This window comes from Pseudomonas sp. DR48 (assembly GCF_019823085.1).
In the GTDB taxonomy this organism is placed as follows: domain Bacteria; phylum Pseudomonadota; class Gammaproteobacteria; order Pseudomonadales; family Pseudomonadaceae; genus Aquipseudomonas.
Map to the genome: position 1 here is coordinate 3,998,140 of NZ_CP081946.1, position 24,503 is coordinate 4,022,642.

The window sequence follows — 24,503 nt, forward strand, 5'->3', positions numbered from 1 at the left end:
ATTTAGAATCAAGAACTTAACGATAGATTTTTGCATTAGGCAACTGCATGATCCATCACCTTGCTTTGCAAAATGTGATGCATTTCGTAGAATTGCCGCCATTAAGCGGTATTTGGTGACCTGTTTCCAGAAAATCGGCAATGCGAAACGGCCGGCACTGCGCTTCTTTGTCAGCGTTTCTTGAGGTCTTTGAGCCTGGCTGATCAAGGTTCTGCAGGCCATCAAATGCTGATCATGGAGTTGTAACGTGTCTGCGCAGTCCCACCGCTAGTGACAGCGAGCCTGATTCATGGATGAGAAATACCGCAGGGCCGTGGATGCCGCCGCCATATTTTCCGAGACGGACCTGAGCGGCCGGATCACCTACGTCAACGATCAGTTTTGCGCCGTGTCCGGCTATAGCCGTGCGGAATTGATCGGTCAGAATCACCGTCTTCTCAACTCCGGCCTGCACGGCACCGACTTCTTCGCGACGATGTGGCGCACCATCGCGCTGGGCAACGTCTGGAAGGGCGAGATCTGCAATCGGGCAAAGGACGGCAGCCTGTATTGGGTCGACAGTACCATGGTGCCGGTACTCGACGATGCCACCGGGCGCGTTGACCGATACCTGTCGATTCGTTTCGATGTCAGCGAAAAACGCCAGTTGCTGCACACCCTGCAATGGCGGGTCGGGCACGACGTGCTGACCGGGCTGCCCAATCGTGCGTTTCTTTCAGACTTGCTGGATCAGGCGCTGGAGTTTTCCCGTCAGGAAAACATCCCGTTGGCCGTGTGCATGCTCGACCTCGACGGGTTCAAGGCAGTCAACGACGGCTACGGTCACGCCAGTGGCGATCAGTTGCTGGTTGAAGTGGCCAAGCGTCTGCGCCAGATCGTGCGTGCCGAAGATGTGGTGGCGCGGTTGGCCGGTGACGAGTTCGTGCTGGTGTTGCGTTATGTGCGTGATCTGACGGAGTTGCGCGCGGCACTGAACCGGGTGCTGGGAGCGATCTCGGCGCCATACACGCTGCATGGCAAGGACATCAATGTGTTCGCCAGCATCGGCGTCACTCTGTTTCCCCTCGATAACGAGGATGCCGAAACCTTGCTGCGTCACGCCGATCAGGCCATGTACGTGGCCAAGCAGCGCGGTCGCAACCGTTTTCATCTGTTCGATGTGTCCAGGGATCAGGAAGTCAAAGTCACCCACCAGACGGTCGAGCGGGTGCGCCAGGCGCTGGCCGCCGATGAGCTGTGCCTGCATTTTCAACCGAAGGTCAATATGCGCCTGGGCGTAGTGGTGGGTTTCGAGGCGCTGTTGCGCTGGCAGCACCCTGAGAACGGCATGGTGCCGGCCCGGGATTTTTTGCCTGTGGTGGAAGAGACGGACCTGATCATCGACATCGGCGAATGGGTGATGGATCAGGTGCTGTCGCAGCTCCGCCGCTGGCAGCAGGCGGGGCAGTGCTGGCCGATCAGCATCAATATCGCGGCACGACATTTTCAGCGTGCGGACTTTGTCGACCGGCTCAGTTATGTACTTGCCCGGCATGCGGATGTCGCTCCGCAAATGCTGGATCTGGAAATCGTCGAGTCGGTCGCGATCGAAAACATCCAGCATGTCAGCGAATGTTTGCAGGCCTGCCAAGCGCTCGGCGTGCAGTTTTCCCTGGGAGATTTTGGCACTGGATATTCATCGCTGAGCTACCTCAAGCGCTTGCGCACCCAAACCATCAAGATCGATAAATCGTTTGTGCGCGACATTCTTGAGGATCGCGACGACCTGGCCCTGACCACGGCTGTGATCGGTCTGGCACGGGCGTTTGGCCGGCAGGTGATCGCTGAAGGGCTGGAAAGTATCGAGCACGGTGAACTGCTGCTGCGGCTGGGGTGTGAAGTTGCCCAAGGCTATTTCATCGCCCGGCCAATGCCGCCCGCCGATGTGCCGGATTGGGTTGCGAAGTTCGTCGCGCCCGCGCGATGGCAGGCGCTGGATCAGGTTGGCTGAAGTTTGCTGGCCAACACTGATCTCTTGTGGGAGCGAGCAAGCTCGCTCCCACAACGCGCCGCGTTGATCGGAAGATTCGTCTAGAGCGTACCGGGTTCGCCGCCTATATAAAGCCGGATGATGTCATCGATCTCTCCCGACATTTTCATCCGCAGCAATGTGCGCAGGATCCGTTGCACTGGCACCTTGGGGTCGTTGCGCACATAGCAGCCGACACGCTGCTCCTGCAGCACCGCCACGCTTTTGAGTTGCCGTTCGGGCAACAACCGCTGATTGAACCAGTCCAGCGTCCATTGATTGCTCACGGCGTAGCGATAGCGTCCGGCGTGGAGTTTTTCCAGCACTTGTTCCTGACTGCGCGCGTCCTCGCGCTGCAATCGGTCGGCGTCGAACAGCGGTTGCAGAGTCGGGTAGCTGTAGCCGAGCACCGTGCCGATGGATTGCCGCGGCAAGTCCGCCGCGATTACGGCGCTCGGTGGGGTCTGCCGGGTGATCAGCACGTCGGGCTGAGTCCAGAGCGGAATGCTCCAGATATAATCGCCGGACTGATTGGGCTGCCAGGACTGCGCGGCATAGCAGCGGACATCGACTTCGCCGTGTTCCATGGCGTTTTGCACACGTGTCCGGGGCAGGACATGAAATTCGGCCGGGACGCCGACCTGGGTCGCAAGACTGAGCATCACGTCATACAGAATGCCCTGGGTCGGGCGACCGTGGTCCAGTTGCACCATCGGCATCGCCCAGCTGTCGGGTATTACAAAACGCAACGGCGGCTCGGCGGCGGCGACGTTCAGACTTATCCACAGCAGTGCCCCCAAGGCAAAACGCATAAACGCTCCGGTATGACGAAAACCTGAGTGGATAAAAGCCCCCAAAGTGCATCTTAGCCAGATTAGACGAGCGCGCCGGATGCAATTTTGGCCTTGCTCCGCTAGCATTAGCCGCTTGTGTTCCTTCGTGGCGACGGTTTTCGATGAGTTATCAGGTTCTTGCACGTAAATGGCGTCCGCGCTCGTTCCGCGAAATGGTCGGCCAGACCCATGTGCTCAAGGCTCTGATCAATGCCTTGGACAGCCAGCGGCTGCATCACGCCTACCTGTTTACCGGTACGCGCGGGGTCGGCAAGACCACCATCGCGCGCATCATTGCCAAATGCCTGAACTGTGAAACAGGTATCACTTCGACACCCTGCGGCGAGTGCTCTGTATGCCGCGAAATCGATGAAGGCCGCTTCGTCGACCTGATCGAAATCGACGCCGCGAGCCGGACCAAGGTCGAGGACACCCGCGAGCTGCTCGACAACGTGCAGTACGCGCCGAGCCGTGGGCGCTTCAAGGTCTACCTGATCGACGAAGTGCACATGCTCTCCAGCCATTCCTTCAATGCGCTGTTGAAAACACTTGAAGAGCCGCCGCCCTACGTCAAGTTCATCCTGGCGACGACGGATCCGCAGAAACTTCCTGCAACCATTCTTTCGCGGTGTTTGCAGTTCTCCCTGAAAAACATGACCCCGGAACGGGTGGTCGAGCATTTGACCCATGTGTTGAGTGCCGAGAACGTGCCGTTCGAAGATGACGCGCTGTGGCTGCTGGGCCGTGCCGCCGACGGTTCGATGCGCGACGCCATGAGCCTGACCGACCAGGCCATCGCCTTCGGTGAAGGCAAGGTCATGGCCGCTGACGTGCGGGCGATGCTGGGCACCCTTGATCACGGTCAGGTCTACGATGTTTTGCATTCGTTGATCGAAGGCGACGCCAAGGCGCTGCTCGAAGCCGTCCGTCACCTGGCCGAACAAGGCCCGGACTGGAACGGTGTGCTGTCGGAAATTCTCAACGTGCTGCACCGCGTTGCCATCGCCCAGGCCCTGCCTGAAGGTGTCGACAACGGTCACGGCGACCGCGATCGGGTGCTGGCACTCGCTCAGGCACTGCCGGCCGAAGACGTGCAGTTCTACTACCAAATGGGCCTGATCGGCCGTCGCGACCTGCCGCTGGCGCCAGATCCGCGTGGTGGTTTCGAAATGGTCCTGCTGCGCATGCTCGCGTTCAGGCCGGCAGACACCGCGGATGCGCCGAGGCAACCGCTAAAGCCAGTGGGGATCAGCCAGGCCACAGTTGATTCCGCAAATTCAGTGGCTGCCGCGCCTGTTGTTGCGCCGGTAGTCCCTGCGGCAGTTGCACCGGTCTCGCCTGCGCCCGTCGCTGCGGTTGTTGCTCCAGTCCCGGTCCCCGAGCCTGAGCCTGTTGCGCCGGTGGTCGTGCCTGAACCCGTCGTTGAGTCCGTAGCGGTCGAAGCGGTGGTCGATCTGCCGTGGAACGATCCGGTAGTGCCTGAAGTCGTCCAGCAACCGGCCGTCGAGCCGGTTCTGGAAACCGCCGGCGAGCAACCTGATTTGCCGCCGATGCCATTGCCGACACCTGACAGCGTGGTGCCGGACGCGCCGGAATGGGCCGCTGCACCGATACCGGAGCCGTCGGTCGCCGAAGTCGATGCCGCCACGCCGGGCATGGACCTGGACGACGAGCCGCCGCTGGACGAGGATTACATCGAGCCAGACCTGGATTCGGCCTACAGTTACCTTGATGAACTGGCCAGCGAACACTCCGCCGAGCCGGCGCCAGAACCTGAGCCCGAACCCGCGGCCATGCCGGCCACCGGTCTGGCCCTGCAATGGCTGGAGATGTTCCCGAAATTGCCGATCTCCGGCATGACGGGCAGCATCGCCGCCAACTGCACGTTGATTTCAGTCGAGGGCGATCACTGGCTGATGCACCTGGATCCGGCCCACAGCGCCTTGTTCAACGCGACCCAGCAACGTCGACTCAACGACGCGTTGAACCAGTTTCACGGGCGCACCCTGACCCTGACCATGGAGCTGATCAAGCCCGAGCAGGAAACGCCGGCCCAGGCCGCGTCCCGTCGCCGTGCGAACCGTCAGCGCGAGGCGGAGGAATCGATCCACGGTGATCCGTTCATCCAGCAAATGATGCAGCAGTTCGGTGCGGTGGTCCGCAACGATACTATTGAACCTGTCGAAGCCCTGGTCAGTCAGGGCTAATAACTGAAGGCGTTCGGCCTCAAGGGCCGGGCGCTGTTTTAATCCAAGTACTTTTGAGGTGATTCCCATGATGAAAGGTGGCATGGCCGGCCTGATGAAGCAGGCGCAGCAGATGCAGGAAAAAATGGCCAAGATGCAGGAAGAACTGGCCAACGCTGAAGTCACCGGTAAAGCCGGCGGCGACATGGTCACCGTGGTGATGACCGGTCGTCACGACGTCAAGCGCGTGACCATCGACCCAAGCCTGGTCGAAGGCCTGAGCGAAGACGACAAGGAGATGCTGGAGGCCGTGTTCGCCGCCGCCGTCAACGACGCCGTGCGCAAGATCGAAGCCAACAGCCAGGACAAAATGGGCAGCATGACCGCTGGCATGCAACTGCCACCGGGTATGAAACTGCCGTTCTGATTCGCCAAGGCGCGTCCGATGAGCTACAAAAAATGCCAGGCATCGCGCCTGGCATTTTTGTTTCTGGCACACACTGATCGTTCCCACGCTCTGCGTGGGAATGCCTCAATGGACGCTCTGCGTCCGCTTCGCAAGGGACGCGGAGCGTCCCGGGCTGCATTCCCACGCGGACGGTTCGACGCCTCGACGTGGGAACGATCAGTGCCAGACAGAAACATCGAACGCCACACCCTCACAACGGTCTGCTCCCTATACCATCGAATTCAACATTCAAGGAGACGCTGCCATGTCTGACCCACTGACCCTGAACCAACGCATCGTCCTGGCGTCCCGGCCTGTAGGCGCGCCGACGCCGGAGAATTTTCGCCTGGAGCGCGAAGCGCTGCCGGACCTGGCCGACGGTCAGGTCTTGCTCAAGACTCTGTACTTGTCGCTGGACCCCTACATGCGCGGTCGCATGAGTGACGCACCGTCCTACGCCGCTCCGGTGCAAATCGGCGAAGTGATGACCGGTGGGGCTGTCAGCCGCGTCGAACGCTCGCTGAATCCGAAATTTCAGGAAGGTGACCTGGTGGTCGGCTCCACTGGCTGGCAGAGCCACAGCATCAGCGACGGTGGCAACATCATTCCCGTGCCGTCCGGGCTGCCGAGCCCGTCGATGGCCCTGGGAGTGTTAGGCATGCCGGGCATGACGGCGTATATGGGCCTGATGGATATCGGTCAGCCGAAAGCCGGTGAAACCCTGGTGGTGGCGGCAGCGTCGGGCGCAGTAGGCTCGGTGGTCGGCCAGGTGGCCAAGATCAAAGGCCTGCGTGTGGTTGGCGTGGCGGGTGGCTCGGAGAAGTGCCGTTATGTGGTCGAGGAATTGGGCTTTGACGCCTGCGTCGACCACAAGAGCCCGAACTTCGCCGAAGAACTGGCCCAAGCGTGCCCCGAAGGCATCGATATTTATTACGAAAACGTGGGCGGCAACGTATTCGATGCGGTGGTGCCGCTGCTCAATGCCAAGGCACGGATTCCGCTTTGTGGCCTTATCGCTTCCTACAACGCCCACGAAGCACCGACCGGGCCGGACCGCCTGCCGCAATTGCAACGGACGCTTTTGACCAAGCGCGTGCGTATCCAGGGCTTCATCGTGTTTGACGACTACGGCGATCGTCAGCCGGAATTCGTCAGCGCGATGGCGCCGTGGGTGCGTGATGGCAAGGTGAAATTCCGCGAAGACGTGGTCGATGGCCTGGAGCAGGCACCGCAAGCGTTCATCGGACTGCTGGAAGGACGCAACTTCGGCAAACTGGTGGTGCGGGTCGCGCAAGACTGAGTATTTGACGCTAAAGAGAGGCGCGGGTATAAACCGCGTCTCGTTGTTATGTCGGACGTTTCCCCATGAGCTTCAGCCCTTTGATTCGCCAACTGATCGACGCCCTGCGAATTTTGCCGGGCGTGGGTCAGAAAACCGCCCAGCGCATGGCGCTGCAACTGCTTGAGCGTGATCGCAGCGGTGGTTCGCGATTGGCCCAGGCCTTGAGCCAGGCCATGGAAGGGGTGGGCCATTGCCGGTTGTGCCGCACGCTGACCGAAGACGACCTCTGTCCGCAATGTGCAGACACCCGCCGCGACGACACCTTGCTCTGCGTGGTGGAAGGACCGATGGATGTCTACGCGGTGGAGCAGACCGGTTTCCGTGGTCGCTACTTTGTGCTCAAAGGGCATCTGTCGCCACTTGATGGCCTGGGACCTGAGGCCATCGGTATTCCGCAACTGCTGACGCGCATCGAAGAAGCGGGCACGTTCACAGAAGTCATCCTCGCCACCAACCCGACCGTGGAAGGTGAGGCAACGGCGCATTACATCGCGCAGTTGCTCAGCAACAAAGGTTTGATTGCCTCGCGCATTGCCCATGGCGTGCCGTTGGGCGGTGAGCTGGAGTTGGTGGATGGCGGGACGTTGGCGCATTCGTTTGCCGGGCGTAAGCCGATTGCCTTGTAATTTGTGTTGTTTGGGCTGACGCCTTCGCGAGCAAGCCCGCTCCCACAGGGGGGGCGCATGCGCCGAAAATCCAGTGTGGGAGCGGGCTTGCTCGCGAATGGCACGCCTCGATCCATCTGCTTCAAAACAATCCTCTTGAAAACCAAGCAAGCGCTCGGTTAACTTCGCTGAACCTTCAGTGGAGCTCGCCGATGCCTGCCTTTGAGGAATACTTCGACCCCAGCCACCAATTGGTCCGCGACAGCGTCAGACGTTTCGTCGAGCGCGAGATTCTTCCGGACATCGACCAGTGGGAAGAGGCTGAAAGCTTTCCCCGCGAGCTCTACCTCAAGGCCGGTGCGGCGGGTATTTTGGGGATCGGTTACCCCGAATCCCTGGGCGGCAGTCACGAAGGCGACCTGTTCGCCAAGATCGCGGCCAGCGAAGAATTGATGCGTTGTGGCTCTGGCGGTCTGGTGGCGGGTCTCGGCTCGCTGGACATCGGCTTGCCACCCATCCTCAAGTGGGCCAAGCCCGAGGTCCGCGAGCGTGTGGTGCCGCACGTGCTGTCCGGCGAGAAAATCAGTGCCCTGGCAGTCACCGAACCCAGCGGCGGCTCCGACGTCGCCAACCTGCAAACCCGCGCCGTGCGTGAAGGCGATTTCTACCGGGTCAGCGGCAGCAAAACCTTTATCACCAGCGGTGTCCGCGCCGATTTCTACACGGTTGCGGTGCGCACGGGTGACCCAGGTTTCGGTGGCATCAGCCTGCTGCTGATCGAAAAAGGCACGCCTGGATTCACGGTCGGTCGCCAGTTGAAGAAGATGGGGTGGTGGGCATCGGACACCGCCGAACTGTTCTTCGATGATTGCCGGGTGCCGGCGGGTAATTTGATCGGTGCCGAGAACATGGGATTCGCCTGCATCATGGGCAATTTCCAGAGTGAACGCCTGGCCCTGGCGCTCATGGCCAACATGACCGCGCAACTGGCCCTGGAAGAAAGCCTGAAATGGGCGCGTCAGCGCGAAGCGTTTGGCAAGCCGATCGGCAAGTTCCAGGTGCTTAAACACCGTCTTGCGGAAATGGCCACGGCATTGGAGGTGTCGCGGGAGTTCACTTATCGTCAGGCGGCGAAAATGGCGGCGGGGCAGAGCGTGATCAAGGAGATTTCGATGGCCAAGAACTTTGCCACCGACACGGCCGACCGGATCACCACGGATGCGGTGCAGATCCTTGGGGGCCTGGGTTATATGCGCGAGAGCCTGGTGGAGCGGCTGTACCGGGATAACCGGATTCTGTCGATTGGCGGCGGGACGCGGGAAGTGATGAACGAAATCATCAGCAAGCAGATGGGGCTCTAATCCTTGGTGTGGCGGCTGACGCTATCGCGGGCAAGCCCGCTCCCACAGGATTATCGTCAGATACACATCTTGTGTACGGCGTAGATCACTGTGGGAGCGGGCTTGCTCGCGAAGAGGCCCTTGAGAACGCCGCTTACTTCTCGCTCAACGCAAACTGCGTCAGGCAGAACGTCGGGATCCCCATCTCTTGCAGTCGCTTCGATCCACCCAGCTCCGGCAAATCGATAATCGCCGCCGCTTCATGAACCCGCGCGCCCATGCGTCGAATCAGGTTCGTCGCGGCGAGCAGCGTGCCGCCGGTGGCGATCAGGTCATCGAACATCACCACCGAATCGCCTTCGCACAAACTGTCGGCATGCACTTCGAGGAACGCTTCGCCGTATTCGGTGGCATAACCTTCAGCCAGCACGTCGGCCGGCAGTTTGCCCTGCTTGCGAAACAGCACGAGCGGCTTGTTCAGTTGATAGGCCAGCACCGAACCGATCAAGAAACCGCGAGCATCCATCGCGCCGATATGGGTGAAGTCCGCCTCGACATAACGGTGGGCGAAGCTGTCCATTACCACGCGCAGGGCGGTTGGGGACTGGAACAAAGGTGTGATGTCGCGAAAGATCACCCCCGGCTTCGGAAAGTCGATTACCGGGCGGATGAGGGATTTGATGTCGAAGGCATCGAAGGCCATAGTCGAAGAATCCTGGCAGGCTGCAAACGTCGCAGTATAACGGCGGCTGAACCGTTTCGCTCAGCCGCATTCGTTACCGTCAGCCTTCGAGCGAGCCACCGGCCAGTGCACAGAGCTGGATCGGGTCGAGGATGTGGATTTCCTTGCCTTCGGCGGCGATCAGTTCGTTCTGCTGGAAGCGCGTGAATACGCGGGACACGGTCTCCACGGCCAGGCCCAGGTAATTGCCGATTTCGTTGCGCGACATGCTCAAGCGGAACTGGTTGGCCGAGAAGCCTCGGGCGCGGAAACGTGCCGAGAGGTTGACCAGGAAGGTGGCGATGCGCTCGTCGGCGGTTTTCTTCGACAGCAGCAACATCATCTGTTGATCGTCACGAATCTCGCGGCTCATCACGCGCATCAGCTGCCGGCGCAGTTGCGGCAGTTGCAAGGCCAGTTCATCGAGACGTTCGAAAGGAATTTCGCACACCGAGGTGGTTTCCAGGGCTTGCGCCGACACCGGGTGCTTTTCGGTGTCCATGCCCGACAGGCCGACCAATTCGCTCGGCAGGTGGAAGCCGGTGAGCTGTTCTTCACCGCCATCGCTCAGACTGAAAGTCTTGAGGGCGCCGGAGCGAACGGCATAAACGGAGTCGAAGGTGTCGCCCTGGCGGAACAGAAATTCGCCTTTCTTTAGCGGTCGGCCACGTTTGACGATTTCGTCCAGCGAGTCCATGTCTTCCAGATTCAAAGACAGCGGCAGACAAAGCGGGGCCAGACTGCAGTCCTTGCAATGGGCCTGGCTGTGAGCACGCAGTTTTACTGGCTCGGACATTTCTTCAATCCTTGTGGGAAAACACACATAAGCCGTAAGGGTAACTCACGGGAGGACATTCAAGCCAGCCTGCGCCGTTTTGTCGCTTGTCGATGACGGGGCGCTCTCTCGACGCTCAACGTCTGCCTGATGACTGCCGACTCGATGAGGCACTAGATCACCCGGGAAAAACGCTGGTTATTGTGCTGTTGCAGATAGGCATCGAACACCATGCACACCGACCGCACCAGCAGACGTCCGGCGGGCAGTACGGTGATCCGATCGTTGTCGAGCGTGATCAAGCCGTCATCGGCCAGGGTCTGGAGCTGCGGCCACAGTTCCCCGAAGTAGCCACGAAAATCGATGTTGAACGTCTGCTCTATCGCCGAAAACTCGAGGTTGAACGTGCAGATCAATTGCTGAATCACCGCCCGCCGCACGCGATCATCGGCGTTGCACACCAGGCCACGGCTGGTCGCCAGTTGAGCGCTGGCCAGAGCGCTCTGGTACTGGCTCAGGTCGCTGTTGTTCTGGCAGTAAAGGTCGCCGATCTGACTGATGGCCGACACGCCCAACCCGATCAGATCGCAATGACCGTGGGTGGTGTAGCCCTGGAAATTGCGCTGCAGGGTCGATTCTTCCTGGGCAATCGCCAACTCATCGTCGGGTAACGCAAAGTGGTCCATGCCGATGTAGCGGTAACCGGCGGCGGTCAGCTGTTCAATGGTGCGCTGGAGCATTTCCAGTTTCTGCGCCGGTGTCGGCAGCTCGTTGCTGTTGATCCGCCGTTGCGGCAAGAAGCGTTCCGGCAGGTGCGCATAGTTGAATACCGAGAGCCGGTCCGGTTGCAGCGCGATGACTTCGTCGACGGTGCGCGCGAAGTTCTCCGGGGTCTGTTTCGGCAGGCCGTAGATCAGGTCAATGTTGATCGAGCGAAATTGCAGGGTTCGGGCGGCATCGATCACCGCGCGGGTTTCTTCCAGGCTTTGCAGGCGATTGACTGCCCGTTGCACCGCCGGATCGAGGTCTTGCAGGCCAATGCTGACCCGGTTGAAGCCCAGCTCGCGGAGCAGGCCCATGGTCGACCAATCCGCTTCGCGTGGGTCGATCTCGATGCCGTAATCGCCGGAATCGTCGTCCAGCAAGTTGAAGTGTTTGCGCAACTGGGCCATCAGCTGGCGCAGTTCGTCGTGGCTGAGAAAGGTCGGGGTGCCGCCGCCAAAGTGCAGTTGCTCGACTTTTTGCGTGGGGTCGAGGTGGCAGGCGATCAGCTGGATTTCCTGCTCCAGTCGCTGCAAGTACGGCAGGGCGCGGCCGCGGTCTTTGGTGATGACTTTGTTGCAGGCGCAGTAGTAGCAAATGTTCGCGCAGAACGGCACGTGCACATACAGCGACAACGGGCGTAGCGCCTTGCGGCTGTCGCGCAGGGCGTGAAACAGGTCAAAGGTGCCGACCTGTCCGTCGAATTGCATGGCGGTCGGGTAAGAGGTGTAGCGCGGTCCCGCCAGGTCGTAACGGCGGATCAGATCAGTGTCCCAACGAATGGCGTCGAGCATCATGCGGGCGTTCCCCCGGATAGGCTGGCAGTGTCAGCGAGTCTAGGGCGCGGGGCGGTGGGGCATCTTGATTTGCATCAACGGGCTTCAAGATCTTTGTTGTCAGTGAGGGCCTCATCGCGAGCAAGCTCGCTCCCACAGGTTTTGTGAACACTGTAAATCCCTGTGGGAGCGAGCTTGCTCGCGATGGGGGCACCGCCGATTTAATGCCCCATCAACCAATGCTGATGCGGCCCCGGCAAGGTCCACAGGCCGAACAGAATCACCAGCAACCCGCCGGTCATCCGCACACTGCGTTTGCGCAACAACGCCGTGACCCGCTCAGCCGCCAGGCCTGTGGCAAGCAGCACCGGCCAGGTGCCCAGGCCGAAGGCCAGCATCAACAGTGCACTGTCCAAAGCATTGCCTTGGCTGGCGGCCCACAGCAAGGTGCTGTAAACCAGTCCGCACGGCAGCCAGCCCCACAGCGCGCCCAGCAGCAAAGCGCGGGGCAGGCTCGACACGGGCAACAGTTTGTTGGCGACCGGCTGGATATGCCGCCACAGGCCGCGACCGAGGCTTTCGATGCGGGTCAGGCCGCTCCACCATCCGGCGAGGTACAAGCCCATGGCGATCAGCAGCAAACCGGCGATCACCCGCATGAACATGGCCGCCGGGCTGTTGGCCACGGCCCAGCCTGCCAGGCCGATCAAGAGTCCGGCGGTGGCATAGCTGAGAATTCGTCCCAGGTTATAGGCCAACAGCAGCCGAAAGCGGCGGCTGCGTTGCTCCTTGGGAATCGCCAGGGTCAGCGCACCCATCAAGCCGCCGCACATTCCCAGGCAGTGCCCGCCACCAAGCAGCCCGAGAATCACCGCAGACACTAACAGCGGCGCCAACTCAAGCATGCGGAGGAGCCTTGTCGTCCGGTTTGACCGGATGACCGCTGGCTTCGTCGACCGCGGCCTTGTGGTTCGGGTCCTGGTCGTCGAACAGAATGCTGTGGGCCGGGCCGTCGAGGTCGTCGTACTGACCGCTGTCGACCGCCCAGAAGAAGATGTAAACGGCGATGGCCACGATCAGCAGCGCGGCCGGGATCATCACGTAGAGAGCTGGCATCTGGACTCCATGCCCGCGCGGCTCAGGCCGGCAGCGGACGGGTTTCTGGCGTGGTACGGCTGGCAGGCGCGCTCGGCAGGCGAGTCAGGCGCAGGGCATTGAGCACCACGGTCAACGAACTGATGGACATGCCGACCGCGGCCCATATCGGCGTGATCCAGCCGAGGGCGGCGAACGGCAACATGAGGCCATTGTACAGCCCGGCCCACAACAGGTTCTCGATGATTACCCGGCGGGTGCGCCGCGCCAGGCTGAAGGCTTGTACCAGCGCCTCGAGGCGGTTCGAGAGCAGGACCGCATCGGCACTGGTTTTCGCCAGGTCGGTGGCCGAGCCCATCGCCACGCTGATATCGGCGGCGGCCAGCACCGGCACGTCGTTGACCCCGTCACCGAGCATCAACACCTTGCGGCCTTCCTTGTGCAGCTGTTGCAGGACCTGCAATTTGTCATCCGGGCGCAAACCACCCCGGGCTTCATCGATGCCCAGTTCGGCGGCGACACTGACGACCATCGGCGAGGTGTCGCCCGACAGCAGCAGCGTGCGCCAGCCACGGGCCTTGCAGGCGTCAACCAGCGTTTGGGCGTCGGCGCGCAGGCGGTCGTCGAGCACAAACCAGGCCAGGGGGCCCTGGCTGTCGCCGAGCAGCAGCCATTGGCCCGCTTCCTGCGGCATCGACGGCACGGAAGCGCCACTGAGCTCACAGACGAAACCTGGTTGACCGATGCGCAAGCGTTGCGCGCCGACCAACCCTTCAAGCCCCAGCCCCGGTGTGCTGTGGACTTCTTCGGCGGCCAGCGGCGCGCGGCCAAAGGCGCGGGCGATCGGGTGTTCGGAGCGGTTTTCCAGCGCGGCGGCCAGGCTTAGGCATTGATCGCTGCCGAGTTCGCCGAGCGGACGGATCGAGCGCAACGCCAGGCGTCCTTCGGTCAGTGTGCCGGTCTTGTCGAAAATCACTGTGTCGATCTGGTTCAGGCCTTCAAGCACATGACCGCGAGTCAGCAGTAAACCCAGTTTATGCAGGGTGCCGGTGGCGGCCGTGAGGGCGGTCGGTGTGGCCAGCGACAAGGCGCACGGGCAGGTCGCAACCAGCATCGCCAGGACAATCCAGAAGGCGCGGGACGAATCCAGTTCCCACCAGAGCAAGCCGATGGCCACGACGGCAATCAGGGTCAGCAACAAAAACCATTGCGCAGCGCGGTCGGCGATTTCCGCCAGGCGCGGCTTCTCGGCCTGGGCGCGGTCCAGCAGGCGGACGATGGCCGACAGCCGCGTGTCTTGGCCGAGGGCGAGGACTTGCACGGTCAGCGCGCCTTCGACATTGAGCGTACCGGCGGTGACGGCATCGCCCAGCGTTCGAGGTTGCGGCAGGTATTCGCCGGTCAGCAGCGATTCGTCGATGCTTGACTGGCCATCGAGGATCTTGCCGTCCGCCGGCAGAATCGCGCCAGGGTGTACCAGCACCTGATCGCCGACGCGCAGTTCGCTGAGCAGGATTCGCTCGCTCTGGCCATCAGTGCTCAAGCGCAGGCACGAGGCGGGCAGCAGGTTGACCAGTTGCGCGGTAGCGGCGGCGGTGCGCTCCCGGGCGCGACGCTCCAGGTAACGTCCGGCCAGCAGGAACAGCGCGAACATGCCCACCGCATCGAAATACAACTCGCCGACACCGCTGATCGAGGTCCAGATCCCGGCGATGTAGGCGCTGCCGATTGCCAATGACACCGAAACATCCATGGTCAGGTGACGGGTGCGCAGGTCGCGCAGGGCGCCTTTGAAAAAGGGCGCGCAGCTGTAGAACACAATCGGCGTCGTGAGGAATAGTGCAACCCAGCGCAGGATGGTGTGCAGCTCGGGGCTCAAGTCGATGTTGAATTCGGGCCAGGTGGCCATGGTCGCCATCATCGCCTGGAACCACAGCAGGCCGGCCACGCCGAGTTGGCGCAGGGCCAGGCGATTTTCGGCGGCCAGTTGCTCGCTGGCGCGGTCGGCTTGATAGGGATGGGCGGCGTAGCCGATGTGGCGCAACTCGCTGAGCACTTGGCTCAATGGCAATTGCGCATCAGCCCAGCGTACATGCAGGCGATGATTGGACAGGTTCAACCGCGCCTCGGCTACCGCCGGCAAGCCGCGCAGGTGTTTCTCGATCAGCCAGCCGCAGGCGGCGCAACTGATGCCTTCCATCAGCAAGGTGGTTTCGGCGAGTTCGCCGTTGTGGCGCACGAACGGTTGTTGCACGTCGGCGCGGTCGTACAGCGCCAGCTCATCCACCAACTGCACGGGCAAGGCTTCGGGGTTGGCCGAGGATTCGCTGCGATGCTGGTAATAGCTTTCCAGACCGCCGGCGACGATGGCTTCAGCCACGGCCTGGCAGCCCGGGCAGCAGAACTCGCGGGTTTCACCGAGGACCACGGCGGTGAAGCGGCTGCCGGTCGGGACGGGCAGGGCGCAGTGGTAGCAGGGGAGTGGACTGGTCATGGGGTTTTCACAGCGTGTTGTCCGATGATCGTTCCCACGCTCTGCGTGGGAATGCCTCCCCGGACGCTCTGCGTCCGCTTCGGCTGGGACGCAGAGCGTCCCTGGCTGCGTTCCAACGCAGAGCGTGGGAACGATCAAGGTGAGGCTTACTTCTTCAGGTCTTCGGCGCCTTGCAGCGGCTCATCGCCCAGCATCAGGTCCTTGTCATGGATGACCTGTTCTTCCTCGAACAGACGCCACGTCTTGTCGTCCTGCACACCCAGCAATTCGACAAAGCGACGACCTTCAATCTTGTCACTCAGCTGGCCGATGTAGCGGCCTTGTTCGGTTTCGCTGCGGGCGAGGGTGATCTTGCGATCCTTCTCGGGTTGGGTCGGTGAGATCAGGTTCAGTTGAAGGGTCTTGGGTTGGCTGTTGCCGCTCAGGCGCAAGTCGACTTCGCCCGTCACGTCGTCCAGATGCACGCTGGCACGCAGCAACAGGGTCTGGGCCAGCAGCTCGCGGTCCAGGGAGCGGTTGATGCCTTTGCCGGCCTCGTAGTAGTTGTCATTGACCAGGTTGTCGGGATTGTTCACCGCGATCGTCACCATGGACAAGGTCAGGGTCACGGAGCACGCCAGGATGGCAATGATGATCCATGGCCAAAGATGCTTGTACCAAGGGCTTGCGGCATTTGCTGCGGGCATGATCACTTCTCTCAACGAATTTGTGGGCCGATGAATCGGCTCTTGGCTTCAACGTGGACACTGTTGTCGTCGGCATCCTTGAGGGTGAATTTGACCTCGTTGGTGCTCGACGGCAGTTTCTCCGGCGCCATGGACAATTCCACGGGCTGGCTGAAAATCTCCCCGGCGGCGACTTTGATTTCACGCTTGCCTTGCAGCTTCAGGTCCGGCAAACCAGAGGCTTCCAGCACGTAGGTGTGGTCACGCTGGTCTTTGTTCATGATCTTCAGGCTGTAGACGTTTTCGATCCGGCCTTCGGCGTTCTCGCGGTACAGCACGCGGTCCTTGCTGACGTCGAAACCGACCAGCGAACGCATGAAGAACGCGCCGGCCAGCAAGCCCATCATGGTCAGCAGCACCAAGGCGTAGCCGATCAGGCGCGGGCGCAGTTTATGGGTTTTTTGCCCGGACAGGTTATGTTCGGTGGTGTAGCTGATCAAACCGCGTGGGTACTCCATTTTGTCCATGATGCTGTCGCAGGCATCGATGCAGGCGGCGCAGCCGATGCACTCGATCTGCAGGCCATCGCGGATGTCGATCCCGGTCGGGCAAACCTGCACGCACATGGTGCAATCGATGCAATCGCCCAGGCCCTGGGCCTTGTAGTCGATGCCTTTCTTGCGTGGACCACGGCTTTCACCGCGACGTGGATCGTAGGAAACGATCAGCGTGTCCTTGTCGAACATCACACTCTGGAAGCGCGCATACGGGCACATGTAAATGCACACTTGCTCACGCAGCCAGCCGGCGTTGCCGTAGGTGGCGAGGGTGAAGAACGCGACCCAGAAATACGACCAGCCATCCGCTTCGCCGGTGAAGAAATCGATGGTCAGTTCGCGAATGGGCGAGAAGTAACCGACGAAGGTCATGCCGGTCACGAAGCCGATCAACAGCCACATCGAGTGTTTGCTGAGTTTGCGCAGGAATTTGTTGGCGCTCATCGGCGCCTTGTCGAGTTTGATGCGCTGGTTACGGTCGCCTTCGGTGACCTTTTCGCACCACATGAAAATCCACGTCCAGACGCTTTGCGGACAGGTATAGCCGCACCAGACCCGGCCGGCGTACACGGTAATGAAGAACAGGCCAAAGGCGCTGACAATCAAGATGCCGGAAAGCAGGATGAAATCCTGGGGCCAGAAGGTGGCGCCAAAAATGAAGAATTTACGTTCCGGCAGGTTCCACCACACGGCTTGATGACCGCCCCAGTTCAGCCAGACCGTGCCGAAATACAACAGGAACAGAAAGGCCCCACCCATCATTCGTAAATTGCGGAACAGGCCGGTGAAGGCTCGGGTGTAGATCTTTTCTCGGGAGGCGTAGAGGTCGACGCTGTTGTTCGCGTTTTTGGCAGGCGGTGTGACGTCGTGTACCGGAATCTGATTGCTCATCATTGCATCCCACGGCAGTGGAAAAATGCCTCGGTCAGTGCATGCCGACCGCGGTCGAAAAGGGGTGTAGCAGTGGCGCAATGATACGCCTGTAGCTCTACCTCAAGGGTGCGACCTTTGGTCACGTTGGTAGAAATCAACTGACGGTGTAATGACTTGAATCAATTGACTTATGAATTATGGACGGTTTTTCGGGATTCAGATTGGGAGGTGATGCGATTCGTGGCCGCCCGGCATGCCGATCACCGAAGGGATTGCCGCAGCGGCTTCCTGGTGGGGCTCACCACACGCTGAATATAAACTGCAAAAAGAAAGTTGGGCGAAGTTGTTCTTCTGTATTAATTGCGGGTAGCGGAAATATATTTATTTAATTGGCTCTGGTTGGTTGTTTGAGGTTTTTGTTCGTTTTCATTAAGTTGGTGGGGTGCGGCTTTAATCGCACTTTATTTAATACTAATGGAAACGGAATTTCATGATTGCCAAGAAAGTTAAGCAGTTTGTGCTGGGCGTGTGCCTGTTGTCTACGATGCCTGTGGCCTATTCAGTGGAGGGTGCTCCACATCACATGATCTTCGCTTCGGATACGCAATACCCGTGGACCGATAAGCTCGACCGCAGAGAGCCGGAGTCAGAAGCGGATTTCAATAGCCGTTCAAAATGGCTGGTAGAGACCCAGTTTGCGAGTATTGCCGACTTTCGGAAAAACAATGCGCAATCCCATGTCCCGCTGATGATCAATGGTGATATCACCGCTTTCGGTCACGGCTGGCAGCGCTCTTACATGAACTCGGTATTGAAAAAATACTTCAAGGACGATTATCTGTATGGGTTGGGTAATCACGATTATGAGAATAATGTGGATGATTGCTTCAGCAATAGTTGCGCGGCCGGCAGTATCGTGGAGTTCAAAGAACACCATGAAGGCAAGGTTGATAACTTTGATCTGAACATTACGGGCAGTTTCATTAGCCGGCAGTATTCGGGCAGCCTCGCCTATTCCAAGAACATCGGTGACGTCCATATGGTGCAACTCAATAATGAACCGACCTATGCGACCAGGATTTCTCACGCGTTAAACCCGACGACCTTCGATATCAACAGTACCCTGGATTGGCTTGAAATCGATTTGAGACACGCTCGGATTCAGGGCTACGCCATCATTATCAACATGCACAAGCCGGAGGAAATGATGGGGAGCAGTGAGCAAGTGAGGCGTTTCCACCAAATGATCAGGAAGTATGAGGTCACTGCCATTTTTGCCGGTCATTACCATCAAAATGGTGGCGATGCCTATGAAGTGAATGGCGTGCCAATGTACCTCAGCGGCGCCAGTTCCCAGCAAACCTACCTGATTGCCAGCTTCTCGGATGATCGCAAGCAATTGCACATCAACCTTGTGACGAACAACCAGTGGCAGACCCGAAAGCTGCTGGATACGGTGCCGGTGAAATCGATCTGGGCCAGTCGCCCATAAAAAAGGCCCCGTCAGATCACTGGCGGGGCCCTTTTTGTTGCATCAAGCATTTGCCTTACTGAGCATCTGCCGCCGGAGCCTTCTCACCGTGAGAAAGGCTGTAGACGTAAGCGGCCAGCAGGTGAACCTTGTCGTTGCCTTGCAGCAGTTCTTGCGCAGGCATCTGGCCCTGACGGCCGTAACGGATGGTCTGCTGCAGTTGAGCGAAGCTCGAACCGTAGATGAACGCTGCCGGGTGGGTCAGGTTAGGTGCGCCCATCGCTGGCGTACCTTTGCCTTCCGGACCGTGGCAAGCCACGCAGTTGGCGGCGAACAGCTTCTGGCCGGCAACCGGGTCAGCCTTGGTGCCTTCCGGCAGCTTGCGGCCATCGAGGTTGGTCAGTACGAACGAAGCAACGTCCGCAACGCCTTGCTCGCCGATCACGTCAGCCCACGCTGGCATGACCGCATGACGGCCGCCCATGATGGTGGTCTTGATGGTTTGCGGCTCGCCGCCCCAGCGCCAGTCGGCGTCGGTCAGGTTCGGGAAGCCATAGGCGCCCTTGGCGTCGGAACCGTGGCAGACCGAGCAGTTGGAGGCGAACAGACGGCCACCCATCTTCAGGGCTTGCGGGTCCTTGGCCACTTCTTCGATTGGCATGGAAGCGAACTTGGCGAAGATCGGACCGAACCTGGCGTCCGACTTGGCCATTTCCTTTTCCCACTCGTGAACGCCGGTCCAGCCGGACTGGCCGTTGGCGAACGCGGTCTGCTTCTCGTTATCGAGGTAGTTGTAACCTGGCAGCAGGCCTTTCCAGTTGCCCAGGCCCGGGTACAGCACCAGGTAGCCCAGGGCGAAGATGATGGTGCCCACGAACAGCATGAACCACCATTTTGGCAGTGGGTTGTCGTACTCCTCGATCCCGTCGAAGGAGTGGCCAACCGTTTCTTCGGTGGCTTCGCTGCGCTGGCCCTTGCGGGTGGACAGCAGCAGCCAGGTCAGGGCGAAGATGGTGCCGAGACTGAGGACTGTGACGTACAGACTCCAGAACGTAGTCATTCTTTGTTACTCCTAGAAGCTTGCTCGACGTGCTTGATGGCTTCGGGATCATCCGCGAAAGGCAGCAAGGTCGCGTCTTCAAACTCCGACTTGCGCTTGGGGCTGAATACCCACAACGCCAGACCGATGAAGGCCACCATCACAACAACGGTGCCCAGGCCACGAATCATCCCGATATCCATCTAAATCACCGTTTGCTTTTGATGATGGTGCCCAGGCCTTGCAGATAGGCCACCAGCGCGTCCATTTCGGTTTTGCCCTTCACAGCATCCTTGGCGCCGGCGATGTCTTCGTCGGTGTAAGGGACGCCGAGCGTGCGCAAGACTTCCAGTTTCTTGGCGGTGTCTTTGCCGTCGAGCTTGTTTTCCACGAGGAACGGGTAGGCCGGCATTTTCGACTCAGGCACTACGTTGCGCGGGTTGTACAAGTGCGCACGCTGCCAGTCATCGGAGTAACGACCGCCGACGCGGGCCAGGTCCGGACCGGTACGCTTGGAACCCCACAGGAACGGGTGGTCCCAGACGCTTTCACCGGCGACCGAGTAGTGGCCGTAACGTTCGGTTTCAGCACGGAACGGGCGGATCATCTGCGAGTGGCAGCCGACACAACCGTTGGCGATGAACACATCGCGTCCTTCGACTTCAAGCGCAGGGCGAGGCTTCATGCCTTCGACCGGCTTGTTGGTGACGTCCTGGAAAAACAGCGGAACGATCTGGGTCAGGCCGCCGATGCTGACGGCGATAACCATGAAGAAGGCCAGCAGGCCAATGTTCTTCTCGACTGCTTCATGCTTCATCAGTGAGCTCCAACTACAGCAATCTGTTCAGCGGCTTTGGCTTCTGCCGGGTTCGAGGCACGTACGGTACGCCATACGTTGTAAGCCATGAACAGCATGCCGCTGGCGAAGAACGCACCGCCCAGGGCGCGAACGATGTAGCCAGGGTGGCTGGCTTGCAGGGCTTCGACGAACGAGTAGGTGAGGGTGCCGTCGTCGTTGATTGCACGCCACATCAGGCCCTGGGTGATGCCGTTGACCCACATCGAGGCGATGTACAGAACGGTACCGATGGTTGCGAGCCAGAAGTGTGTGTTGATCAGGCCGATGCTGTGCATCTGCGCACGACCGAACAGTTTCGGGATCATGTGGTAGATGGCGCCGATCGAGATCATCGCTACCCAGCCAAGAGCGCCGGCGTGTACGTGGCCGATGGTCCAGTCGGTGTAGTGCGACAGCGAGTTCACGGTCTTGATGGCCATCATCGGGCCTTCGAAGGTCGACATGCCGTAGAACGCCAGCGATACCACCAGGAAGCGCAGGATCGGGTCGGTGCGCAGCTTATGCCAGGCGCCCGACAGGGTCATCATGCCGTTGATCATGCCGCCCCAGCTCGGAGCCAGCAGGATGATCGACATCGCCATGCCCAGGGACTGAGCCCAGTCCGGCAGTGCGGTGTAGTGCAAGTGGTGCGGACCGGCCCAGATGTACAGGGTGATCAGCGCCCAGAAGTGCACGATCGACAGGCGATAGGAGTAGATCGGACGCTCGGCCTGCTTCGGAACGAAGTAGTACATCATCCCCAGGAAGCCGGTGGTCAGGAAGAAACCGACCGCGTTATGGCCGTACCACCACTGGATCATCGCGTCCGTCGCACCCGCATAGGCGGAGTAGGACTTGAACAGGCTGACCGGCAGCGACATGTGGTTGACGATGTGCAGCATCGCCGTCACGACGATGAAGGCACCGTAGAACCAGTTGCCGACGTAGATGTGCTTGGTCTTGCGCTTGACGATGGTGCCGAAGAACACCAGACCGTAAACAACCCAGACGATGGCCAGCAAAATAGCCAGGGGCCATTCCAGCTCAGCGTATTCCTTGGTGGTGGTGTAACCCAGCGGCAAGGTAACGATGGCGCCGATGATCACCGCTTGCCATCCCCAGAAGTGGAAGGCGGCGAGACTGTCGGAAATCAGTCGCGTTTGGCAGGTTCGCTGCACGACGTAATAAGAAGTGGCAAACAGTGCACAACCACCGAAGGCGAAAATCACCAGGTTGGTGTGCAACGGGCGTAAGCGTCCAAAAGTCGTCCACGGCAGACCGAAGTTCAATTCCGGCCATACGAGCTGTGAGGCGATGAAGACACCAAGCCCCATGCCAAGGATCCCCCAGACCACCGTCATGATGGCGAACTGGCGGACTACCTTATAGTTATAAGCAGTCGGACTGATTGCTGTGCTCATTCTAAGGTTCCACGGTTTGGGTGTTTTATTAGGAGTAAAAATCGGTCGCAAGTATGGAGAAAGCAGGGGGTCATTGCAACGCGCCATGACCTGGATCAATGCTTTCAAAAGCTGATTCTGCGGCCTTTCCATGCGCCGCGTAAGGACAAAATTGCCCCCGGACAAAATGTCGCAGCGAACGAAAAGTGTGAGGGGGTCAGGTCAGTTGTAACGGGGTGTGTTCAAACGCAACGATCGAGTGACAGACGGCGATTGGCACGACAGCCGGTATCTACCAGCCTTTGCGGCCTGTCATCGAGCGAATTCGTCGAACGCATCGGGTTGGGTCGACCTGGAACCGGCTCATGCCAGTCCGCATCGCAGAAGCTTAGACCCGAATCTGGTGAACCGAAAGGAGCGACCCAAGGAGGGGTGCGACACTTGGTCGCAAAAAAGCAGGGAACTGCCGCATCCGGGAGAATGCGGCAGTAGAGCGGTCGAGATTTATTCGCGTTTGCCTTCGGCTTGCAAGCGCTCGGTGCTCAGGCCGTGAGACAGGCTGTAAACATACGCAGCCAGCAGTTGTACTTTGTCGTTGCCGAGCAATTCGTTCTGCGCCGGCATATGGCCCTGGCGGCCATGACGTATCGTTTGCTCAAGCTGCGTCAGGCCTGTTCCATAGATAAATCCGGCCGGGTGCGTCAGATTCGGCGCTCCCATGGCTTCAGTGCCCTGGCCGTTTGCTCCATGACAGGCCACGCAGGTGGTGCTGAACAGTTGCTGTCCGGCTTGCACATCGGCACCGCTGTCGGCTGGCAATGGCAGGCCCGCCAGTTCGTGACGTACATACGCGGCAACGTTTTTCACACCGGTTTCGCCGAGGATTTCACCCCAGGCCGGCATTGCCGCCATGCGACCGCCCATGATGGTGGTCTTGATGGTGTCGGCAGCACCGCCCCAGCGCCAGTCGGCGTCGGTCAGGTTCGGGAAGCCAAAGGCGCCCTTGGCATCCGAGCCGTGGCAGACCGAGCAGTTGGAGGCGAACAGACGACCGCCCATTTTCAGCGCTTGCGGGTCCTTGGCCACTTCTTCCAGCGGCATGGCGGCGAATTTGGCGAAGATCGGCCCGAACTTCGCGTCAGCCTTGTTCATTTCCTTTTCCCATTCGTGGACGCCGGTCCAGCCGTCCTCGTAACCCGGCAGGACGCCTTTCCAGTTGCCCAGGCCGGGATAAAGGATCAGATAGCCCACGGCAAACACCAGCGTGCCGGCGAACAGCATGAACCACCACTGCGGCAGCGGATTGTCATACTCCTCGATGCCGTCGAAGCTATGGCCCATGGTCTGGTCGACGCTGCCCTTGGTTTCGCCCTTGCGGGTGCCGATCAGCAGCCAGGTCAGGCCGATCAGGCTGCCGATGGTCAGTACGCAGATCCACGTACTCCAGAAGGTGGTCATGGCCGGGTACTCCTTGTTGTTGCGGGTTCTTGAGGGCTATCGAGTTGTGGTTCGTCGGCGAACGGCAGCAGGCTCGCTTCGGCGAATGCCGGGTTGCGCTTGCTGTTGAACACCCACAACGACAGGCCGACGAAGGCCACGAACACCACGACCGTGCCCAGGCCTCGGATCATTCCACTGCTTAACTCAACGACCATGGCTCACCTCTTGCTCTTGATGGCAGTGCCGAGCACTTGCAGGTAGGCGACCAGTGCGTCCATTTCGGTCTTGCCCTTGAGCGAGGCCGTTGCACCGGCGATGTCGTCGTCGGTGTAGGGGACGCCCAGGGTGCGCATGGTCTTGATCTTGGTTTCGGTGTGGCTGCTGTCGAGCGGATTGGCCACCAGCCACGGATAGGCCGGCATCTTCGATTCCGGCACGACGTTGCGCGGGTTGTACAAGTGCGCGCGGTGCCAGTCTTCGGAGTAACGGCCGCCGACCCGTGCCAGGTCCGGCCCGGTGCGTTTGGAACCCCACAGGAACGGGTGATCCCAGACGCTCTCACCGGCGACCGAATAGTGGCCGTAGCGTTCGGTCTCGGCGCGAAACGGGCGGATCATCTGCGAGTGGCAACCGACGCAGCCTTCACGGATGTAAATGTCACGTCCTTCCAGTTGCAGCGCGGTGTAGGGCTTCATGCCTTCCACCGGCTTGTTGGTCACGTCCTGGAAGAACAGCGGGACGATCTGGGTCAGACCGCCGATGCTCACGGCCAGGACCATCAGCAGCATCAGCAGGCCGACGTTTTTCTCGATTGTTTCGTGTTTCATGGCGGACT

The 24,503-nt window shown here is 60.1% G+C and carries 23 protein-coding genes; 7 read left to right on the plus strand and 16 right to left on the minus strand.

The window, feature by feature from the left end:
* The first annotated feature begins 289 nt into the window (after nucleotides 1–289).
* A complete protein-coding gene (locus K5K95_RS18090; protein WP_222585428.1) occupies nucleotides 290–1,990 on the plus strand; it encodes a putative bifunctional diguanylate cyclase/phosphodiesterase in 1,701 nt (566 codons plus the stop codon).
* A gap of 80 nt (nucleotides 1,991–2,070) precedes the next feature.
* Here the strand turns inward: K5K95_RS18090 and K5K95_RS18095 are convergent, their stop codons facing one another.
* Entirely contained in the window at nucleotides 2,071–2,820 is a 750-nt protein-coding gene (locus K5K95_RS18095; protein WP_222585429.1) for a substrate-binding periplasmic protein, read from the minus strand.
* Nucleotides 2,821–2,963: 143 nt separating this feature from the next.
* Between K5K95_RS18095 and dnaX the strand changes: the two genes are divergently transcribed.
* The 5 genes from dnaX to K5K95_RS18120 all read left to right on the plus strand — a co-directional run bounded on the left by dnaX (nucleotide 2,964) and on the right by K5K95_RS18120 (nucleotide 8,783).
* On the plus strand, nucleotides 2,964–5,048 hold the full coding sequence (dnaX, locus tag K5K95_RS18100; protein WP_222585430.1) for a DNA polymerase III subunit gamma/tau: 2,085 nt from the start codon (nucleotides 2,964–2,966) through the stop codon (nucleotides 5,046–5,048).
* A 67-nt stretch (nucleotides 5,049–5,115) separates the two neighbouring features.
* Nucleotides 5,116–5,454, plus strand: coding sequence for a YbaB/EbfC family nucleoid-associated protein (locus K5K95_RS18105; protein WP_007933349.1), 339 nt, complete (start codon nucleotides 5,116–5,118; stop codon nucleotides 5,452–5,454).
* A 286-nt stretch (nucleotides 5,455–5,740) separates the two neighbouring features.
* Complete coding sequence (locus tag K5K95_RS18110) at nucleotides 5,741–6,775, plus strand: NADP-dependent oxidoreductase (RefSeq protein WP_222585431.1); 1,035 nt, start codon at nucleotides 5,741–5,743, stop codon at nucleotides 6,773–6,775.
* A gap of 65 nt (nucleotides 6,776–6,840) precedes the next feature.
* Nucleotides 6,841–7,443 carry a recombination mediator RecR gene (gene recR, locus K5K95_RS18115; protein ID WP_208672035.1) on the plus strand — a complete coding sequence of 201 codons (603 nt, stop codon included), beginning with the start codon at nucleotides 6,841–6,843 and terminating at the stop codon, nucleotides 7,441–7,443.
* Between the two features lie 191 nt (nucleotides 7,444–7,634).
* Nucleotides 7,635–8,783, plus strand: coding sequence for an acyl-CoA dehydrogenase family protein (locus tag K5K95_RS18120; protein ID WP_222585432.1), 1,149 nt, complete (start codon nucleotides 7,635–7,637; stop codon nucleotides 8,781–8,783).
* Nucleotides 8,784–8,916: 133 nt separating this feature from the next.
* On the opposite strand, the gene K5K95_RS18125 is transcribed toward K5K95_RS18120, so the two are convergent.
* The 8 genes from K5K95_RS18125 to ccoG all read right to left on the minus strand — a co-directional run bounded on the left by K5K95_RS18125 (nucleotide 8,917) and on the right by ccoG (nucleotide 17,498).
* Nucleotides 8,917–9,465, minus strand: coding sequence for an adenine phosphoribosyltransferase (locus tag K5K95_RS18125; RefSeq protein ID WP_222585433.1), 549 nt, complete (start codon nucleotides 9,463–9,465; stop codon nucleotides 8,917–8,919).
* 79 nt (nucleotides 9,466–9,544) lie between these two features.
* Nucleotides 9,545–10,279 carry a fumarate/nitrate reduction transcriptional regulator Fnr gene (gene fnr / locus K5K95_RS18130; RefSeq protein WP_222585434.1) on the minus strand — a complete coding sequence of 245 codons (735 nt, stop codon included), beginning with the start codon at nucleotides 10,277–10,279 and terminating at the stop codon, nucleotides 9,545–9,547.
* A 152-nt stretch (nucleotides 10,280–10,431) separates the two neighbouring features.
* Nucleotides 10,432–11,814 carry an oxygen-independent coproporphyrinogen III oxidase gene (gene hemN / locus K5K95_RS18135; RefSeq protein ID WP_222590364.1) on the minus strand — a complete coding sequence of 461 codons (1,383 nt, stop codon included), beginning with the start codon at nucleotides 11,812–11,814 and terminating at the stop codon, nucleotides 10,432–10,434.
* Nucleotides 11,815–12,017: 203 nt separating this feature from the next.
* Nucleotides 12,018–12,701: a sulfite exporter TauE/SafE family protein gene (locus K5K95_RS18140; protein WP_222585435.1), complete on the minus strand. Its 684-nt coding sequence runs from the start codon at nucleotides 12,699–12,701 to the stop codon at nucleotides 12,018–12,020.
* Complete coding sequence (gene ccoS, locus K5K95_RS18145; RefSeq protein WP_208672037.1) at nucleotides 12,694–12,912, minus strand: cbb3-type cytochrome oxidase assembly protein CcoS; 219 nt, start codon at nucleotides 12,910–12,912, stop codon at nucleotides 12,694–12,696. Before ccoS ends, K5K95_RS18140 begins: the two co-directional genes overlap by 8 nt.
* A 22-nt stretch (nucleotides 12,913–12,934) precedes the next feature.
* Nucleotides 12,935–15,385 carry a heavy metal translocating P-type ATPase gene (locus K5K95_RS18150; RefSeq protein ID WP_222585436.1) on the minus strand — a complete coding sequence of 817 codons (2,451 nt, stop codon included), beginning with the start codon at nucleotides 15,383–15,385 and terminating at the stop codon, nucleotides 12,935–12,937.
* A 146-nt stretch (nucleotides 15,386–15,531) separates the two neighbouring features.
* Nucleotides 15,532–16,071 (minus strand): FixH family protein, encoded by a 540-nt coding sequence (locus tag K5K95_RS18155; RefSeq protein WP_222585437.1) that lies wholly within the window; start codon nucleotides 16,069–16,071, stop codon nucleotides 15,532–15,534.
* Nucleotides 16,072–16,082: 11 nt separating this feature from the next.
* A complete protein-coding gene (gene ccoG, locus K5K95_RS18160; RefSeq protein WP_222585438.1) occupies nucleotides 16,083–17,498 on the minus strand; it encodes a cytochrome c oxidase accessory protein CcoG in 1,416 nt (471 codons plus the stop codon).
* Between the two features lie 472 nt (nucleotides 17,499–17,970).
* Between ccoG and K5K95_RS18165 the strand changes: the two genes are divergently transcribed.
* On the plus strand, nucleotides 17,971–18,972 hold the full coding sequence (locus K5K95_RS18165; RefSeq protein WP_222585439.1) for a metallophosphoesterase family protein: 1,002 nt from the start codon (nucleotides 17,971–17,973) through the stop codon (nucleotides 18,970–18,972).
* A 55-nt stretch (nucleotides 18,973–19,027) separates the two neighbouring features.
* On the opposite strand, the gene ccoP (K5K95_RS18170) is transcribed toward K5K95_RS18165, so the two are convergent.
* The 7 genes from ccoP (K5K95_RS18170) to ccoO (K5K95_RS18200) all read right to left on the minus strand — a co-directional run bounded on the left by ccoP (K5K95_RS18170) (nucleotide 19,028) and on the right by ccoO (K5K95_RS18200) (nucleotide 24,495).
* Nucleotides 19,028–20,011 carry a cytochrome-c oxidase, cbb3-type subunit III gene (gene ccoP, locus K5K95_RS18170; RefSeq protein ID WP_222585440.1) on the minus strand — a complete coding sequence of 328 codons (984 nt, stop codon included), beginning with the start codon at nucleotides 20,009–20,011 and terminating at the stop codon, nucleotides 19,028–19,030.
* Nucleotides 20,008–20,193 carry a CcoQ/FixQ family Cbb3-type cytochrome c oxidase assembly chaperone gene (locus tag K5K95_RS18175; RefSeq protein WP_003175465.1) on the minus strand — a complete coding sequence of 62 codons (186 nt, stop codon included), beginning with the start codon at nucleotides 20,191–20,193 and terminating at the stop codon, nucleotides 20,008–20,010. The genes ccoP (K5K95_RS18170) and K5K95_RS18175 overlap by 4 nt, the downstream gene beginning before the upstream one ends.
* A gap of 5 nt (nucleotides 20,194–20,198) precedes the next feature.
* Nucleotides 20,199–20,807, minus strand: coding sequence for a cytochrome-c oxidase, cbb3-type subunit II (ccoO, locus tag K5K95_RS18180; RefSeq protein ID WP_054054085.1), 609 nt, complete (start codon nucleotides 20,805–20,807; stop codon nucleotides 20,199–20,201).
* Entirely contained in the window at nucleotides 20,807–22,249 is a 1,443-nt protein-coding gene (gene ccoN / locus K5K95_RS18185; RefSeq protein ID WP_090182059.1) for a cytochrome-c oxidase, cbb3-type subunit I, read from the minus strand. Before ccoN ends, ccoO (K5K95_RS18180) begins: the two co-directional genes overlap by 1 nt.
* A 483-nt stretch (nucleotides 22,250–22,732) precedes the next feature.
* A complete protein-coding gene (gene ccoP, locus K5K95_RS18190; RefSeq protein WP_222585441.1) occupies nucleotides 22,733–23,686 on the minus strand; it encodes a cytochrome-c oxidase, cbb3-type subunit III in 954 nt (317 codons plus the stop codon).
* Nucleotides 23,683–23,883, minus strand: a complete 201-nt coding sequence (locus K5K95_RS18195; RefSeq protein WP_222585442.1) for a cbb3-type cytochrome oxidase subunit 3 — start codon at nucleotides 23,881–23,883, stop codon at nucleotides 23,683–23,685. The genes ccoP (K5K95_RS18190) and K5K95_RS18195 overlap by 4 nt, the downstream gene beginning before the upstream one ends.
* A gap of 3 nt (nucleotides 23,884–23,886) precedes the next feature.
* A complete protein-coding gene (gene ccoO / locus K5K95_RS18200; protein ID WP_222585443.1) occupies nucleotides 23,887–24,495 on the minus strand; it encodes a cytochrome-c oxidase, cbb3-type subunit II in 609 nt (202 codons plus the stop codon).
* Nucleotides 24,496–24,503: the final 8 nt, after the last annotated feature.

What these genes read in the sequence shown, in the direction of transcription:
- K5K95_RS18195 (WP_222585442.1), bottom strand. Translation starts at nt 23,883, where the DNA reads ATGGTCGTTGAGTTAAGCAGTGGAATGATCCGAGGCCTGGGCACGGTC.
- ccoO (WP_054054085.1), bottom strand. Translation starts at nt 20,807, where the DNA reads ATGAAGCATGAAGCAGTCGAGAAGAACATTGGCCTGCTGGCCTTCTTC.
- K5K95_RS18105 (WP_007933349.1), top strand. Translation starts at nt 5,116, where the DNA reads ATGATGAAAGGTGGCATGGCCGGCCTGATGAAGCAGGCGCAGCAGATG.
- K5K95_RS18090 (WP_222585428.1), top strand. Translation starts at nt 290, where the DNA reads ATGGATGAGAAATACCGCAGGGCCGTGGATGCCGCCGCCATATTTTCC.
- ccoS (WP_208672037.1), bottom strand. Translation starts at nt 12,912, where the DNA reads ATGCCAGCTCTCTACGTGATGATCCCGGCCGCGCTGCTGATCGTGGCC.
- ccoP (WP_222585441.1), bottom strand. Translation starts at nt 23,686, where the DNA reads ATGACCACCTTCTGGAGTACGTGGATCTGCGTACTGACCATCGGCAGC.
- K5K95_RS18125 (WP_222585433.1), bottom strand. Translation starts at nt 9,465, where the DNA reads ATGGCCTTCGATGCCTTCGACATCAAATCCCTCATCCGCCCGGTAATC.
- dnaX (WP_222585430.1), top strand. Translation starts at nt 2,964, where the DNA reads ATGAGTTATCAGGTTCTTGCACGTAAATGGCGTCCGCGCTCGTTCCGC.
- K5K95_RS18120 (WP_222585432.1), top strand. Translation starts at nt 7,635, where the DNA reads ATGCCTGCCTTTGAGGAATACTTCGACCCCAGCCACCAATTGGTCCGC.
- K5K95_RS18095 (WP_222585429.1), bottom strand. Translation starts at nt 2,820, where the DNA reads ATGCGTTTTGCCTTGGGGGCACTGCTGTGGATAAGTCTGAACGTCGCC.
- ccoG (WP_222585438.1), bottom strand. Translation starts at nt 17,498, where the DNA reads ATGAGCAATCAGATTCCGGTACACGACGTCACACCGCCTGCCAAAAAC.
- ccoP (WP_222585440.1), bottom strand. Translation starts at nt 20,011, where the DNA reads ATGACTACGTTCTGGAGTCTGTACGTCACAGTCCTCAGTCTCGGCACC.
- ccoN (WP_090182059.1), bottom strand. Translation starts at nt 22,249, where the DNA reads ATGAGCACAGCAATCAGTCCGACTGCTTATAACTATAAGGTAGTCCGC.
- K5K95_RS18165 (WP_222585439.1), top strand. Translation starts at nt 17,971, where the DNA reads ATGATTGCCAAGAAAGTTAAGCAGTTTGTGCTGGGCGTGTGCCTGTTG.
- ccoO (WP_222585443.1), bottom strand. Translation starts at nt 24,495, where the DNA reads ATGAAACACGAAACAATCGAGAAAAACGTCGGCCTGCTGATGCTGCTG.
- K5K95_RS18140 (WP_222585435.1), bottom strand. Translation starts at nt 12,701, where the DNA reads ATGCTTGAGTTGGCGCCGCTGTTAGTGTCTGCGGTGATTCTCGGGCTG.
- hemN (WP_222590364.1), bottom strand. Translation starts at nt 11,814, where the DNA reads ATGCTCGACGCCATTCGTTGGGACACTGATCTGATCCGCCGTTACGAC.
- K5K95_RS18110 (WP_222585431.1), top strand. Translation starts at nt 5,741, where the DNA reads ATGTCTGACCCACTGACCCTGAACCAACGCATCGTCCTGGCGTCCCGG.
- K5K95_RS18155 (WP_222585437.1), bottom strand. Translation starts at nt 16,071, where the DNA reads ATGCCCGCAGCAAATGCCGCAAGCCCTTGGTACAAGCATCTTTGGCCA.
- recR (WP_208672035.1), top strand. Translation starts at nt 6,841, where the DNA reads ATGAGCTTCAGCCCTTTGATTCGCCAACTGATCGACGCCCTGCGAATT.
- K5K95_RS18150 (WP_222585436.1), bottom strand. Translation starts at nt 15,385, where the DNA reads ATGACCAGTCCACTCCCCTGCTACCACTGCGCCCTGCCCGTCCCGACC.
- K5K95_RS18175 (WP_003175465.1), bottom strand. Translation starts at nt 20,193, where the DNA reads ATGGATATCGGGATGATTCGTGGCCTGGGCACCGTTGTTGTGATGGTG.
- fnr (WP_222585434.1), bottom strand. Translation starts at nt 10,279, where the DNA reads ATGTCCGAGCCAGTAAAACTGCGTGCTCACAGCCAGGCCCATTGCAAG.